At 74.7% G+C, this 14,783-nt stretch carries 8 protein-coding genes; 2 read left to right on the top strand and 6 right to left on the bottom strand.

What is annotated here, in order from left to right:
- Positions 1 to 52: 52 nt before the first annotated feature.
- The 4 genes from ACFYVJ_RS18170 to ACFYVJ_RS18185 all read right to left on the bottom strand — a co-directional run bounded on the left by ACFYVJ_RS18170 (position 53) and on the right by ACFYVJ_RS18185 (position 8,359).
- Positions 53 to 3,358: an ATP-dependent DNA helicase gene (locus tag ACFYVJ_RS18170; RefSeq protein WP_388892485.1), complete on the bottom strand. Its 3,306-nt coding sequence runs from the start codon at positions 3,356 to 3,358 to the stop codon at positions 53 to 55.
- 151 nt (positions 3,359 to 3,509) lie between these two features.
- On the bottom strand, positions 3,510 to 4,229 hold the full coding sequence (locus ACFYVJ_RS18175) for a hypothetical protein (RefSeq protein ID WP_388892487.1): 720 nt from the start codon (positions 4,227 to 4,229) through the stop codon (positions 3,510 to 3,512).
- Positions 4,230 to 4,321: 92 nt separating this feature from the next.
- Complete coding sequence (locus ACFYVJ_RS18180) at positions 4,322 to 7,783, bottom strand: UvrD-helicase domain-containing protein (RefSeq protein WP_388892489.1); 3,462 nt, start codon at positions 7,781 to 7,783, stop codon at positions 4,322 to 4,324.
- A gap of 198 nt (positions 7,784 to 7,981) precedes the next feature.
- Entirely contained in the window at positions 7,982 to 8,359 is a 378-nt protein-coding gene (locus tag ACFYVJ_RS18185; protein WP_388892491.1) for an MGMT family protein, read from the bottom strand.
- A 161-nt stretch (positions 8,360 to 8,520) separates the two neighbouring features.
- Here ACFYVJ_RS18185 and ACFYVJ_RS18190 point away from each other — a divergent pair, with 161 nt between their 5' ends.
- Positions 8,521 to 11,472 (top strand): flippase-like domain-containing protein, encoded by a 2,952-nt coding sequence (locus tag ACFYVJ_RS18190; protein ID WP_388892493.1) that lies wholly within the window; start codon positions 8,521 to 8,523, stop codon positions 11,470 to 11,472.
- Between the two features lie 45 nt (positions 11,473 to 11,517).
- Here the strand turns inward: ACFYVJ_RS18190 and ACFYVJ_RS18195 are convergent, their stop codons facing one another.
- The gene (locus tag ACFYVJ_RS18195; RefSeq protein WP_388892495.1) at positions 11,518 to 11,793 is read right to left on the bottom strand and encodes a YciI family protein; all 276 of its coding nucleotides are present in this window, start codon (positions 11,791 to 11,793) and stop codon (positions 11,518 to 11,520) included.
- Between the two features lie 130 nt (positions 11,794 to 11,923).
- Here ACFYVJ_RS18195 and ACFYVJ_RS18200 point away from each other — a divergent pair, with 130 nt between their 5' ends.
- Positions 11,924 to 13,486, top strand: a complete 1,563-nt coding sequence (locus ACFYVJ_RS18200) for an alpha/beta hydrolase (RefSeq protein ID WP_388892497.1) — start codon at positions 11,924 to 11,926, stop codon at positions 13,484 to 13,486.
- Positions 13,487 to 13,554: 68 nt separating this feature from the next.
- On the opposite strand, the gene moeZ is transcribed toward ACFYVJ_RS18200, so the two are convergent.
- The gene (moeZ, locus tag ACFYVJ_RS18205) at positions 13,555 to 14,733 is read right to left on the bottom strand and encodes an adenylyltransferase/sulfurtransferase MoeZ (RefSeq protein WP_388892499.1); all 1,179 of its coding nucleotides are present in this window, start codon (positions 14,731 to 14,733) and stop codon (positions 13,555 to 13,557) included.
- Positions 14,734 to 14,783 lie beyond the last annotated feature (50 nt).

Consider the following 14,783-nt stretch of genomic DNA (forward strand, 5'->3'; position numbering starts at 1 on the left):
GTACGCCGAAGGGTCGGCGACGCTGCCGGGGGTGGTGCTCATGCCCCCGAGCCTAATCCGTCCGGCCCGTCAGCAGGGCCTCAAGCTCCGCTCTTCCCGGCAGTGTGGCCGGACGCACGATCTCCCCGGTGCGTACGTACAGGAAGGCGGCGGTCACGTCGGCGAGCGGCAGCCGCTCCTGCTCGGCCCAGGCGAGCCGGTAGACGGCGAGCTGGAGGGGGTCGGCGCTGCCGCTGCGGCCGGTCTTCCAGTCGACGATCTCGTAGCCGCCGCCCGAGTCGCGGTAGACGGCGTCGATGCGGCCGCGGACCAGGCGTCCGGCGAGGCTGAGCTGGAAGGGGGCCTCCAGGCGGTACGGGGTGCGCCGGGCGTACGGGGACCGCTCGAAGGACTCCTTGAGGGCGGCCAGCTCGCGCTCGTCGGCGATCTCCGGCGCGTCCTCCTCGCCGCCGGGCAGCTCGTCGGGGCCGAGCATGGGCAGCGGCAGCGCCTCGAACCGCGACTCGACCCAGGCGTGGAACCGCGTCCCGCGCCGCGCGGCGGGCATCGGCGGCCGGGGCATGGGTCTGGCCAGCTCCTGCGTGAACGCCTCGGCGTCGGCGGCGAGCCGGAGGAGCTGCGAGGCGGTCAGCGAGGCGGGCAGGGCGACGTCCCGTACGGGCCGGCGGGCGGCGAGCAGTTCCGCTTCGAGGGCGTCGAGGTCCCGGTCCCAGGACTCGACGACCCGCACGTCGGCGGGCCCGAGGAGATGGGCCGGGGCGGCGTCGGAGCCGGTGCCGGGGGCGTGGCCGTCCGGCGTGGCCCGGCGGGTGAGCGCCGTCACCACCGCCGCCGCGGCCTCCCGGCGGCGGCCGGCCGCCGCCGGGGCGAGCGGGAGGGGCCACGCGCGCTCCGCGGCGTGCTCCGCCAGAGCCGGGTTCTCCGCCTCCTTCGGGGGTTCCGGGGCCCACGCCTCGACCTCGCCGCCGCCGCGCTCGCAGTGCTCGCGCAGCGCGTGCAGGAACGCCGACGGGCCCCGCGCCTCCTTCTGCGTCGGGCCCCACCAGTGCCCGGAGCCCAGCAGCAGCGACCGGGGGCGCGTCACCGTGACGTACCCGAGGCGCAGCTCCTCCACCTCCTGGTGCTCCCGCATCGCGGCCTTGAAGTCCTTCAGTCCCCGCGCCGTCCACTCCGCCACGTCCGGCAGCGTCTCCGCGTCGCCCCGCAGCGCGTGCGGCAGCACCTTGCCCTGCGTGACCCACGACTCGCGCGGCTGCCGGCTCGGGAAGTGCTTCTCCACCAGCCCCGGCACCACCACGACGTCCCACTCCAGGCCCTTCGACTTGTGCGCCGTGAGCACCTTGACCGTGTCCCGCCCGTCGCCCGGCAGCGAGCTGTCGAGCCCCTTCTCGTACTGCGCCGCCGTCCGCAGGAAGCCCAGGAACGCCAGCAGCGTCGCCTCGCCGTCGAGCGCGGCCGAGGAGGCGTAGTCGGCGGCGACGTCGAGGAAGCGCGCCAGCGTCTCGCGCCGCCGCGCCGCCAGCGCGTGCGGCGACGCGGACAGCTCGACCTCCAGGCCCGTCACCCCGAGCACCCGGTGCAGCACGTCCATCAGCGGGTCCGCCAGCGACCGCCGCAGGTCCCGCAGCTCCGCCGCCAGCCGGCCGAAGCGCTTCCGCGCCGCCGCGCCGAACGGCAGCCCGTCGTCGGGCTGCCGGGACTCCAGGAACGTGTCCAGCGCGTCGGCGAGCGACGCCACCTCCGCCGGGTCGACGCCCTCCACGGCCTGCGCCAGGCGCTCGTCGGCGTCCTGGTCGCCGTCCGTACGGGCCGTGGCCACCAGCAGCCGCGCGCGGCGCCCCAGCAGCGCCAGGTCGCGGGCGCCGATGCGCCACCGCGGGCCGGTCAGCAACCGGACGAGCGCGGCGTTGGCGGTCGGGTCCTGGAGCACCTCGCACATCGCCACCAGGTCGGCGACCTCCGGCAGGTCGAGCAGCCCGGCGAGCCCCACGACCTCCACGGGGACGTCCCGGGCGACCAGCGCCGCCTGGATGTCGCCGAAGTCGCCCGCGGTGCGGCACAGCACGGCGACGTCGCCGGGGGCCGTGCCCGTACGCACCAGATGCGCCACCGAGTCGGCCAGCCACTCCAGCTCCGCCCCGTACGTCGGCAGCAGCGCGCAGCGCACCGTGCCGTGCCGCTCCGCGCCCGGGGCGGGGCGCAGCGCCTCGACGCCGACGTGGCGGGCGCGCAGGGGGGCGGCGAGGCCGTTGGCGAGGTCGAGCAGTCGCCCGCCGCTGCGGCGGTTCTCGCCGAGCGCCTGTCGGCGCGCGGGGGTGCCGTCGGCGTACGGGAAGTGGACGGGGAAGTCGTCGAGGTTGGCGACGGAGGCCCCCCGCCAGCCGTAGATCGCCTGGCAGGGATCGCCGACGGCGGTCACCGCGTGCCCCGCACCGCCGCCGGAACCGCCGAACAGCGCAGCCAGCAGCCGCCGCTGGGCGACGGACGTGTCCTGGTACTCGTCCAGCAGCACCACCCGGCACTCCTCGCGCAGCAGCCGCCCGACCGCCGGGTGGTCCTCGGCGAGCAGCGCGGAGTGGGCGATCTGGTCGCCGAAGTCGAGCAGGTCGCGGCGGCGCTTCTCGCGCCGGTAGGCCCGTACGAGGTGCAGCAGCTCCAGCCGGGCCCGCGCGGCCCTGGGGGCCTTGCGCAGCTCGTCGTTGGTGAGCCGGACCCGGTCCAGGCCGGCGAGCTGCGCGGAGCCGAAGTCCGCCAGCGCGTCGGGCTCCACGAGGTGCTCCGCCAGCTCGGCGTCGAGCGCGAGGAGTTCGCTGACGAGCGTCGGGAGGGACTTCGTCAGCGCGGGGTACGGACCGGGGGCGGTGCGCAGGACGTGGGCCGCGAGTTGGTAGCGGGTGGCGTCGGCGAGGAGGCGAGCGCCGGGTTCGAGGCCGATGCGCAGGCCGTGGTCCTTGAGCAGTTGGCCGGCGAAGGCGTGGTACGTGGAGATCCGCGGCTCGCCGGGCTCCGCGGTGCCGTCGCCCGGCACCCCGTCGCCGTACGCGCCTTCGCCGTACGCCCCGTCCGCACCGCCCGCCGGCGTGACCCCCGCCTGCGCCAGCGCCCGGCGCACCCGCTCCGCCAGCTCCGCCGCCGCCTTGTTGGTGAACGTCAGCCCCAGCACCTGCTCGGGCGCCACCTGCCCCGTGCCGACCAGCCACACCACCCTGGCCGCCATCACCGTCGTCTTGCCGGACCCCGCGCCCGCCACGATGACCTGCGGGGCGGGCGGTGCGGTGATGCACGCCGTCTGCTCCGCGGTGAAGGGGATCCCGAGGAGCTCCTTGAGCTGATCGGGGTGGGTGATACGGGCCGGCATTCCAGCGAGCGTAGCGGCGCCCGCCGACAACCGGGGTCGTACGGCTGCCGACGGGCGCGCGGGACGCGGGATGCGGGTAGGGGCGTACGCGCCCGGCTCCGGCCGGAGTTCGACACCGGGCCGGGCGCGGACCCCGCGATCCGCTACGGTCTCAGCCGCCCAGCTCGTCCAGGTTCACCGCGTCGGCGGGCGCCGTGACGTCGACCTTCTCGTTGAAGTCCGAGAACTCCGCCGTGCCCGGCTCGTCCCCGTCCTCGATGTCCATCTTGAGGATGTACGGCTCGCCCTCGGTGGCGATGTGGACCCGCGTGGTCTCGCCGTCCTCCTTGGCGATCAGCGTGATGGTCGGGGTGCCGCGCACCTCGCCCTCGTCGCCCTTCTCGGTCGCGTCCTTCTTGTCGCCCTTGCCGCCCTTGTCCTCGTCGTCCATGTCCTTGAGGATGGTGTCGAGGTCGCAGAAGGACGCGAAGTCGTCCTGGCCCGCGCCCATCTCCACCCAGCGGTCGCCCACCGTCGCCTCGATGAGCTGCGCCTGCTCCGGGCTGCCGGCGTTCTGCTCCCAGAACTTCGTGTCCGGCTTCATGTAGGACGTACCGCCGACGCGGCGGATCTCCGCGGTGGCGCCCTGCGTGGTGACGGTGCCGGTGCACTCGCCGCCCTTGGTCACCGACAGCTTCATCGCCGTCGCCGCCGCCCCGGTCTGCTGGAAGTCCAGGGTCATGGACTTGGCGGAGCGCATGGCCGCCACCGTCTCGTCCTTGATCTCCTCGGCGGACTTGCCCGCGAGACCGCTGTCCTCGCTGCCGCACGCCGAGAGGGCCGTCACGCCCAGGGCCGAGACCAGCGCCGCCGCCACCACGCTCTTACGCACTGTCAATCCTTACTTGTTGCTTACGCCTGACCGATTGGTCATACGACCACATAGAAGGCCGCGGTGTCACACCGGGGTCTCGTACCGCGGTCTCACTCCACGATGTGCCGGCCCTCCGGGCGGGCGCTGCACGAGCTGCGGAAAGCGCACTGCGCGCAGTGGTCGCCCGGCGTCGGCCCGAAGCGCTCGTCCAGCACCCGGGCGGCGGCGGTCGCCAGCAGCCGGGGCACCCAGTCGCCCTCCGGCGGGGGCTGCTGCTGCACCTTCGGCAGCGCGTCGCCGCCCTCCCGGACGGTCGCCCCGATCCGCAGGTGGACCAGCTCGGCGCCGCCGGACACAGTGCGCTCCGCACCGGCCGCGCCCTCGGCGACGGCGGCCTGGTACACGGCGAGCTGGGCGTGCTCGGCCACCTCGGGGCCGGTCGGCCGCGACTTGCCGGTCTTGAAGTCGACGACGTACGCGCGGCCTTCGGCGTCCTCCTCGATCCGGTCCATGGTGCCCTTGATCTGCACCTCGTACGTACCGGCCTTCAGCGTGACGTCGAAGTCCCGCTCGCTGTCGACCGGGCGGCGGCCCCGCTCCAGCACGTGCCAGCGAAGGAAGCGCTCCAGGGCGGCGCGCGCGTTCCCCTTCTCCTGCGCGGACTTCCACGGGGCGTCGAACGCGAGGCCGTCCCACACGCCGTCGAGGCGCTCCATGAGCGCGTCGAGGTCGGCGGGGGTACGTCCGGAGGCGACCTCGTCGGCGAGCGCGTGGACGACGAGGCCGAAGCCCTGCGCGGCGGAGGCCGGTGCGTCGGCGCGTACCTCGCGGCCGAGGAACCACTGCAGCGCGCAGGTGTCCACCAACTGCCCCACGGCACTGCCGGAGAGCGCGACGGGCAGGTCGCGGTCGCGCAGCGGCACCGCGTTCTCGGTCGGCTCGTCCAGGCCCCACCAGCGGTCCGGGTGCGCGGCGGGCACCAGCGGACGGCCGTCGTCCGCGGGCGCCGCCAGCCGGGCCAGCCGCTCGGCGGCGGCGGCGCGCAGCGCGTCGGACGCCTCGGGGTCGACGGTGGTCGCGCGCAGCTCGGCGACCATCGCGGCGACGGACAGCGGGCGGCGGGGGCGTCCTGTGACGTCCTTGGGGTCGACGCCCAGCTCCGCGAGGAACCGCGACGGCTGGTCGCCGTCGTCCGCGGGCGCCTTCACGGCGGTGACGACGAGCCGTTCGCGGGCGCGGGTGGCGGCGACGTAGAACAGCCGGCGCTCCTCGGCGAGGATCGCGCCGGGCGGCAGCGGCTCGGCGAGGCCGTCGCGGCCGATGCGGTCCGCCTCCAGCAGGGAGCCGCGGCGGCGCAGGTCGGGCCAGAGACCCTCCTGGACCTGGGCGACGACGACGAGCCGCCACTCCAGGCCCTTGGCGCGGTGGGCGGTCATGAGGCGGACGGCGTCGGGGCCCGCGGAGTCGTCGGCGCGGCGGGTGAGGACGTCGGCGGCGATGTCCTGGGCTTCGAGCTCTTCGAGGAAGTTGAGGGCGCCGCGGCCGCCGGTGCGGTCCTCGGCGCGGGCGGCGGTCTCGAAGAGGGCGCAGACGGCGTCGAGATCGCGGTCCGCGTTGCGCCCGGCGGGACCGCCGCGGGCGGCGGCGCGCTGGAGCCGCGCGGGCCAGGGGGTGCCGTCCCACAGCTCCCACAGCGCGGCTTCCGCGGTGCCGCCGCGGGTGAGGAGGTCGCGGGCCTTGCGCAGAAGGAGGCCGAGGCGCAGGGCGCTGCCGGCGTAGGCGCGGTCGTGGACGACGAGGCGGCGGGGCTCTGCGAGGGCCTCGGCGACGAGGACGTCGGAGGGCCGCGGTACGGAGCGGCCCGCGGCCCGCTCCTCGTCGCGCAGCGCGCGACCGAGGCGGCGCAGGTCGGCGGCGTCCATGCCGCCGAGGGGGGAGGAGAGGAGGGCGATGGCGACGTCGGGCGGGATCCAGGGGCCGGGGTCGGGGGGTGGCGGGGTGTCGGTGGGGGGCTCGGGGTGGGTGCCGGATTCGCCGGCGGCCGCGGGGTCGGTGCCGCGGTCGCCGGGGTCGGTCCCCGGGGCGGGTGCCGCGTCTTGCGTCGCGTCGGTCGGCGGCGCCTTCGGCGCCGGGTCTCCCACCGTTACGGGCGTACGCTCCGGGACCGCGCCGGCGCCGGGCTCCGCGCGGTCCGGGAGCCCGCCGTCGCTCACAGTGGGGTTCGTCCCCCCGTCGAGTGCCGCGTCTTCGGTCAGCCGAGGCGTCGTATCGCCGCCCTCCCCCTCCCTCGCCCGGTCCCCCCGCCCTGTCGCGGGCAGTACCGCCGCGGCCGTCGTCCTCAGGGCTGTCAGCAGGGGCTGGACCGCCGGTTCGTGGCGTAGGGGGAGGTCGTCGCCCGCTATGTGGAGGGGGACTCCCGCCGAGGTCAGGGCGCGGCGGACCGACGGGATCGTGCGGGCGCCCGCGCGCACCAGGACCGCCATCTCGCGCCACGGGACGCCCTCTTCGAGGTGCGCCCGGCGCAGGATGTCCGCGACGTTGTCCAGTTCGCCGCTCGCCGTCGGGTACGTGTACGCCTCCACCCGGCCCCCGTCCCGCACCGGCGCCAGCCCCCGGTGCGCCCGTACCGCGGAAGACGGCAGCCGCGGCAGCGGCATCCGGCGGGTGAGCAGCCGCGTCGCCGCCAGCGGCTTCGCGGCCGAGCGCCGCGACGTGCCCAGGACCGCCACCGGCGCCGGGCCGCCGTCCCGCCGCGGGAAGACCTCGGGGAACGTCAGGATCCCCCCGACGTCCGCCCCCCGGAACGCGTAGATCGACTGGTCCGGGTCGCCGAAGGCGACCAGCGTCCGGCCGCCGCCCGCCAGCGCCCGCAGCAGCCGCACCTGCGCCGCGTCCGTGTCCTGGTACTCGTCGACGAACACCGCGTCGTACCGCCCCGCCAGCTCCGCCGCCACCCGCTCCGACTCGGCCAGCAGCACCGCCCGGTGCACCAACTCCGCGTAGTCGAGCACCCCCTGCATGTCGAGCACGTCCAGGTACTCCGCCAGGAACTCCCCCGCGGCCCCCCAGTCCGGCCGCCCCGCCGCCGCCGCGAACCGGTCCAGCGCCGCCGCCCCCAGGCCCAGCTCCCGGCTGCGGGCCAGCACCGCCCGCACCTCGTCGGCGAAGCCGCGGGTCGTCAGGCAGGCCCGCAGCTCCGCCGGCCAGGCGACCCGCGCCCGGCCGCCGTCCGCGTCGTGTCCCGCGAGCAGTTCCCGTACGACGACATCCTGTTCGGGTCCTGACAGCAGCCGCAGCGGCTCGACGAACATCTCGGCGTCCTGGTGCGCCCGCACCAGCGCGTAGCAGTACGAGTGGAACGTGCTCGCCTGCGGCGCCGGCGCGCCGTCCAGCCGGGCCGCCATCCGGTCCCTCAACTCCACCGCAGCCTTGCGGCTGAACGTCAGCACGAGGATCCGCTCCGGGTCCGTCCCGCGCCTGATCCGCTCGGTGACGGCCTCCACCAGAGTGGTCGTCTTGCCCGTCCCCGGTCCCGCGAGTACGAGAAGCGGTCCGTCCCCGTGATGAACCACCGCGCGCTGCGCTGCGTCCGGCACAGGGGGGACCGGCCGCACGGGCGCGGTGCGGACGAGCCGGTAGGCCGGGGAGGAGACGGACAAAGTGCTCACATGTATCGCCGGTGGCAGAGGACGGGAGGGAGGTGCCGGTTGCCGAACCGTACTCCGTACGGGCGGCGGCCCGGGCCGTTTGGTGCCCGGTGTCGGAAGCTGTCAGATATGACCCTCGACACCGTCGCCGCTGCCGTCCCAGCGGGCGCGGCGGAGGTCGATGCGCTGGTCACCCGCGGTGGTGGCGCGCAGGGGCGTGCCCTCCACCCGGTACTGCTCCAGGGCCTCGCGCTCGTGGCCCGGCAGCGGCCGGCCGTCGGCGCGCACCACGCGCCACCAGGGCACGGCGCTCCCGTAGAGCGCCATCACCCGGCCCACCTGGCGCGGCCCGCCGCGGTCTATGAACTCCGCCACATCCCCGTACGTCATGACGCGGCCCGGCGGGATGCCCTCTGCCACGGAGAGCACCCGGTCCGCGTACTCGTCGAGAAGGCCCGTGTCCGGGCCCCGGGGGCCGGCGGGGGGTGTCGCGTCGTCCATCCGCCCCATCCTGCCCCAGACCGCCGACAGTCCGGCGCGGCGACCGGCAGCGGGCACACCGCTGCAAAGCACACCCGGATGCGACCATCGGAGACATGCTCGTGCCACCATCGTGCGGGCGGTGACTGGTGATACGAGACGAAGACGGGACAACCCAGGGCATGCGGCGCGACTCCGCGGCCGAGCCTCCGCCGGCTGAGCCGGCCACGGAGGCACAGAGCCCTGCCCGCCTGGACGGTGCCGCGCGGGACGAAGGGGGCGCGCGCCGCGGCCGGGGCCCGCGCGTGCGGCAGGGCGCGAGCGAAGCCGCGGACCCTGTGGAGGCGTACGAGGCGGAGGCCGCGCGCGACGAGCGGGACGGTCCTGACGGCCTCCCCGACGAGCAGCCGGACGGGCCGGGCCTCCCCGACGAGCAGGAGGGGCGTGACGGGCGCGACGAGCGGGCCGGGCAGGGCACGTACGACGAGCAGGACGCCGACCGCGACGACTCCCCCGACCACCCCCGCGGCCTCTACGACACCCCCCGGCCCCCCTCCCCCGGCGCCACCCGCAACGACTCCCGCCGCCGCGCCGCCCCCGGCCCCATCGAGGGCGACGACCCCCTCCTGCCCGCCCGCGTGCACCGCCCCTCCGACCTCATGCGGCTGCTCCTCGGCGTCCTCGGCATCGCCGCCGTCCTGGGCCTGGCCGCCGTCGCGCACGCCACCACCGAGGGCCTGGAGGAGGACATCACCAAGGGCGCGGAGTACACGCCCTCGTTCGTCGTCACCCTCGGCGGCCTGACCTCCAGCATCGCCGTCCTCATCGTCCCGGTCGCGTTCGCCGTCGAGCGCCTCGTCAAGCGCGACGGCCTGCGCATCGCCGACGGCGTGCTCGCCGCCGTCCTCGCGCACGGCGCCGGGCTCGCCGTCTCGCTCTGGGTCTCCGAGGGCGCCCCCGGCTCCGTGCAGGGGGCCCTGACGCAGATCGCCCGCGACGGCGAGCGCACCGACCCCGTACACGGCTATCTCGCCCCCGTCATCGCCTACATGACCGCCGTCGGCATGGCCAGGCACGCCCGCTGGCGCGTGCTGATGTGGACGGTCCTGGTGCTCGACGGCCTCGCGGTGCTCGTCGGCGGCTACACCACCCCGTTCGCCATCCTGCTCACCGTCCTCATCGGCTGGACCGTCGCCTACGGCACGATGTACGCGGTCGGCTCCCCCAACGTCCGCCCCACCGGCCGCAACCTCCTCGCCGGCCTGCGCCGCGTCGGCTTCCGCCCGGTCAGCGCGCTGGTGCCGGAGGAGCAGCCGGACCTGGACGGCGACGGCCGCGGGCGGCGCTTCGTCGTCACGCTGGAGGACGGCCCGCCGCTGGACGTCACCGTCGTCGACCGCGAGCAGCAGGCCCAGGGCTTCTTCTACCGCGCCTGGCGCCGCCTCTCGCTGCGCGGCGTCTACCAGCGGCGCAGCATGCAGTCGCTGCGGCAGGCGCTGGAGCAGGAGGCCCTGCTCTCGTACGCCGCGATCGCCGCCGGCGCCAACGCCCCCAAGCTCATCGCCACCTCCGACCTCGGCCCCGACGCGGTCATACTCGTCTACGAGCACACCGGCGGCCGGCCGCTGGCCACCGTCGCCGACGAGGCGATCACGGACCGGCTGATGCGCGAGAGCTGGCGGCAGGTCAAGGCGCTCCAGTCGCGCCGCATCGCGCACCGCCGGCTGGACGCGGACGCCGTGCTGGTGACGCGCTCGGGCAAGGTGATCCTCACCGACCTCAGCAACGGCGACATCGCCGCGGGCGACCTCGTGCTGCGCATGGACATCGCCCAGTTGCTGACCACGTTCGCGCTGCGCGTCGGCGCGGAGCGGGCGGTCGCGGCGGCGGTGGAGGTCCTCGGCCCGGACGCGGTCGCCGACGCGCTGCCGCTGCTCCAGCCGATCGCGCTGACCCGGGACACCCGCGCGGAGCTGCGCCGGCTCTCCCGGGAGCGGGCGGCGCGCGAGCGGGAGGCGGTCATCGAGGCGTCGCGGTCGCGCAAGCACCAGGCGGCCGGTGACCGCAAGAGCATGCGGGCCGCCAAGCAGGCCGAGAAGCGGGCGATCGAGGGCGCGCTGGACGAGGCCCGGGAGGAGGACGTGCTGACGCAGATCCGCCAGCACGTGCTGCTGATCCGGCCGCAGGCGCCGGTGGAGCCGGTACGGATCGAGCGGATCAGGCCGCGCACGCTGGTCAGCATCATCGCGGGGGTCTTCGCCGCGTACTTCCTGCTGACGCAGCTCACCCACGTCAAGGTCGACGACGTGCTGGCGCAGGCGAACTGGCGCTGGGCGGCACTGGCCGCGGTCTTCTCCTCCGCCACGTACCTCGCCGCGGCGATGTCGCTGCTGGGCTTCGTCCCCGAGCGGGTGCCGTACGGGCGCACGGTGCTGGCGCAGGTCGCCGCCTCGTTCGTCAAGCTGGTCGCCCCGGCGGCGGTCGGCGGGGTCGCGCTCAACACCCGCTTCCTGCAGAAGTCGGGTATCCGGCCGGGACTGGCGGTCGCGAGCGTCGGCGCCTCGCAGCTCTTCGGCCTCGGCAGCCACATCCTGCTGCTGCTGACCTTCGGCTATCTGACGGGGACCGAGCGGACGCCGTCGCTGTCCCCGTCCCGTACGGTCATCGCGGGACTGCTCGCGGCGGCGGTGCTGATCCTGATCATCACGGCCGTACCGTTCCTGCGGAAGGCCGTGTCGTCGCGGATCCGGTCGCTCTTCGCGGGTGTGGTGCCGCGCATGCTGGACGTGCTGCAGCGGCCGCAGAAGCTCGCGGCGGGCATCGGCGGCATGGTGCTGATGACGCTGTCCTTCGTGCTCTGCCTGGACGCCTCGGTACGGGCCTTCGGCGGCGACCTCAGCTTCGCGAGCGTCGCGGTCGTCTTCCTCGCCGGCAACGCGCTGGGCTCGGCGGCCCCGACGCCGGGCGGCGTGGGCGCGGTGGAGCTGGCGCTCACGGCGGGTCTGACGGCGGCGGGGATGCCCAGCGACACGGCGCTGTCGGCGGTGCTGCTGTTCCGGCTGCTGACGTTCTGGATGCCGGTCCTGCCGGGCTGGCTGTCCTTCACCCACCTGACCCGCAAGGGCGCCCTGTAGCCGACCCGCGCCGGGCGGGCGGAGCGCCGAGGGCCCGCGGACGGGTCAGAGGTCGACGACGTTCCAGGGGCGGATGCTCCACTTGTCCACCAGGCCGTTCGCCATGTACGGGTCCCGCCGGACGAACTCCTCCGCGGGCTCCGGGCCCTCGGTCCGCCAGACCAGCAGGCCGCGCGGCGGGGCTTCCGTCATGGCGCCGGCCATGAAGAGGTCGCCGCGCCGGTGGTACTCGCGGATGAGGTCGAGGTGGGCCTCGCGGTAGGCGTCCCGCCGCGCCAGGTAGTCGTCGACGTAGGAGTAGTCGAGGACGTAGTAGGACACGCGGCCTCCCTGGTGGCGGGGCTGAACGGTACGGGACCACCGTACTCACCCGTACGCCCCGTGCAGCGCGCGGCCGTCCGCGCCCCGCCGGACGATGGCAGTCCGCCACCGCCGAGACCGGGGAGCCGCCGTGCGGGTCACCAAGCCGACCACCGCAGTCACCGCCGCCACCGTCCTGCTGACCGCCCTGGCCGCGGGCGGCTGCGGCATCGCGTCGTCGTCCGAGCGCGACGGCGGCCTGGAGGACGGCGCGGCGGCCGCCGGCATCCACTGGGGCGCGTGCAAGAACCTCCCCAAGCCCGCGCCCGGGGCGCCGGCCGCGGAGACCGACTGGCAGTGCGGCACGCTCGACGTACCGCTCGACCACGACAAGCCCGACGGCGAGAAGATCGGCATCGCCATGATCCGCGCCCAGGCCACCGGGCCGCGGGCGGACCGCATCGGCTCGCTGCTCTTCAACTTCGGCGGCCCCGGCGGCTCCGGCATCGACACCCTCCCGGGCCTCGCCTCCCAGTACAAGACGCTGCACGAGCGCTACGACCTCGTCAGCTTCGACCCGCGCGGCGTCGGCCGCAGCGAGGGCGTGCACTGCCTCGACGACCGCGCGCTCGACAAGTACTTCGCCGCCGACAACACCCCCGACGACAAGGCGGAGGAGAAGGCGTACCTGGACCGGATCCACGACTTCGCCGCCGCCTGCGAGAAGAAGTCGGGCAAGGTGCTGCCGCACGTCGCCACCGAGAGCGCCGCCCGCGACATGGACCTCATGCGCGCCGCGCTCGGCGACGACAAGATGCACTACTTCGGCATCTCGTACGGGACCGAACTGGGCGCCGTCTACGCCCACCTCTTCCCCAAGCGGATCGGACGGGCCGTGCTCGACAGCCCGGTGGACCCCACGCAGAACAGCGCGCAGCGCTCGCTGGCGCAGGCGAAGGGCTTCCAGCGGGCGCTGGAGAACTACGCCGAGGACTGCGCCCGGCAGGGCAAGCAGTGCCCCCTCGGCGACGCCGCCTCCGGCGAGCCCGCGGTGGCCACCGAGGACGTCGCGGACCTGCTGCGGCGGCTCGACGGCAAGCCGATCCCGGCCACCTCCGGCCGCGACCTGACGGAGTCGCTGGCCACCGGGGGCATCGCGCAGTCGCTGTACTCCAAGCAGCTCTGGCCGCTGCTGACGCAGGGCCTGGACCAGGCGAAGGACGACGACGGCGCGACCCTGCTCCTCCTGGCCGACGCGCTCAACGGCCGCGAGCCCGACGGGCACTACACCACGCTCCAGTCGTCCTTCCTCGCGGTCAACTGCGCGGACACCAAGGACCGCTACTCGATCGACGACATCCGCGACCGGGTGCCGGAGTTCCGCAAGGCGTCGCCCGTGTTCGGCGACTTCATGGCCTGGGGCCTGGCGTCGTGCGACGGCTGGCCGGTGACGGGCAAGCGCTCGACGCCGCAGGTGAGCGCGAAGGGCGCGGACACGATGCTGGTCGTCGGCAGCACCGGCGACCCGGCCACGCCGTTCGAGGGCACGCAGCGGATGGTCGACGCGCTCGGCAGCGGCGTGGCGGTGAAGCTGACGCGCGTCGGCGAGGGGCACGGGGCGTACGGCAGCGGCAACCGCTGCACGCAGGAGGCGGTCGACACGTACCTGCTCGACGGCCGGGCCCCGAAGAACGACACGACCTGCCGCAAGTAGCCCCCGCACACACGGGTGCCGCCGCCGGAGACTCTCCGGCGGCGGCACACCGCGTGGTGCGTCCTGCGTCAGTAGACGGGCTTGTCCGGCTCGATCTGGTTCACCCAGCCGACCACGCCGCCGCCCACGTGCACCGCGTCGGCGAAGCCCGCCGACTTCAGCACCGCCAGGACTTCCGCGGACCGGACACCCGTCTTGCAATGCAAGACGATCTTCTTGTCCTGTGGCAGCCCCTCCAGGGCGTTGCCCATCAGGAACTCGTCCTTCGGGACCAGCCGCGCGCCGGGGATCGAGACGATCTCGTACTCGTTGGGCTCCCGGACGTCGATGATGTCGATGTTCTCACCGTCGTCGATCCACTCCTTGAGCTGCTTCGGAGTGATCGTGGAGCCGGCCGCGGCCTCCTGCGCCTCGTCGGAGACGACGCCGCAGAACGCCTCGTAGTCGATCAGCTCGGTGACGGTCGGGTTCTCGCCGCAGACCGCGCACTCCGGGTCCTTGCGGACCTTGACCTGGCGGTACTGCATCTCCAGGGCGTCGTAGATCATCAGCCGGCCGACCAGCGGGTCGCCGATGCCGGCGAGCAGCTTGATGGCCTCGTTGACCTGGATCGAGCCGATCGACGCGCACAGCACGCCCAGCACGCCGCCCTCGGCGCAGCTCGGCACCATGCCGGGCGGCGGGGGCTCGGGGTACAGGCAGCGGTAGCACGGGCCGTGCTCGGCCCAGAAGACCGACGCCTGGCCGTCGAAGCGGTAGATGGAGCCCCACACGTACGGCTTGCCGAGCAGCACGCAGGCGTCGTTGACCAGGTAGCGGGTGGCGAAGTTGTCCGTGCCGTCGACGATCAGGTCGTACTCCGCGAACATCTCCATGACGTTCGAGGAGTCCAGCCGCTCCTGGTGGAGCCGCACCTTCACGTACGGGTTGATGCCCAGCACCGAGTCGCGGGCCGACTCCGCCTTGGGGCGGCCGATGTCGGCCTGGCTGTGGATGATCTGGCGCTGGAGGTTCGACTCGTCGACCTCGTCGAACTCCACGATGCCGAGCGTGCCCACACCCGCCGCGGCCAGATACATCAGCGCGGGCGAGCCGAGGCCGCCGGCGCCCACACAGAGCACCCTGGCGTTCTTCAGCCGCTTCTGGCCGGCCATCCCGACGTCCGGGATGATCAGGTGGCGCGAGTACCTGCGGACCTCGTCGACGGAGAGCTCGGGGGCGGGCTCGACCAGCGGTGGCAGCGACACGGGGACTCCGTAAGCGTGTGAGAGCACAGTGGGTCTTCACGTAACACTGC

The organism is Streptomyces sp. NPDC004134 (assembly GCF_042874195.1).
In the GTDB taxonomy this organism is placed as follows: domain Bacteria; phylum Actinomycetota; class Actinomycetes; order Streptomycetales; family Streptomycetaceae; genus Streptomyces.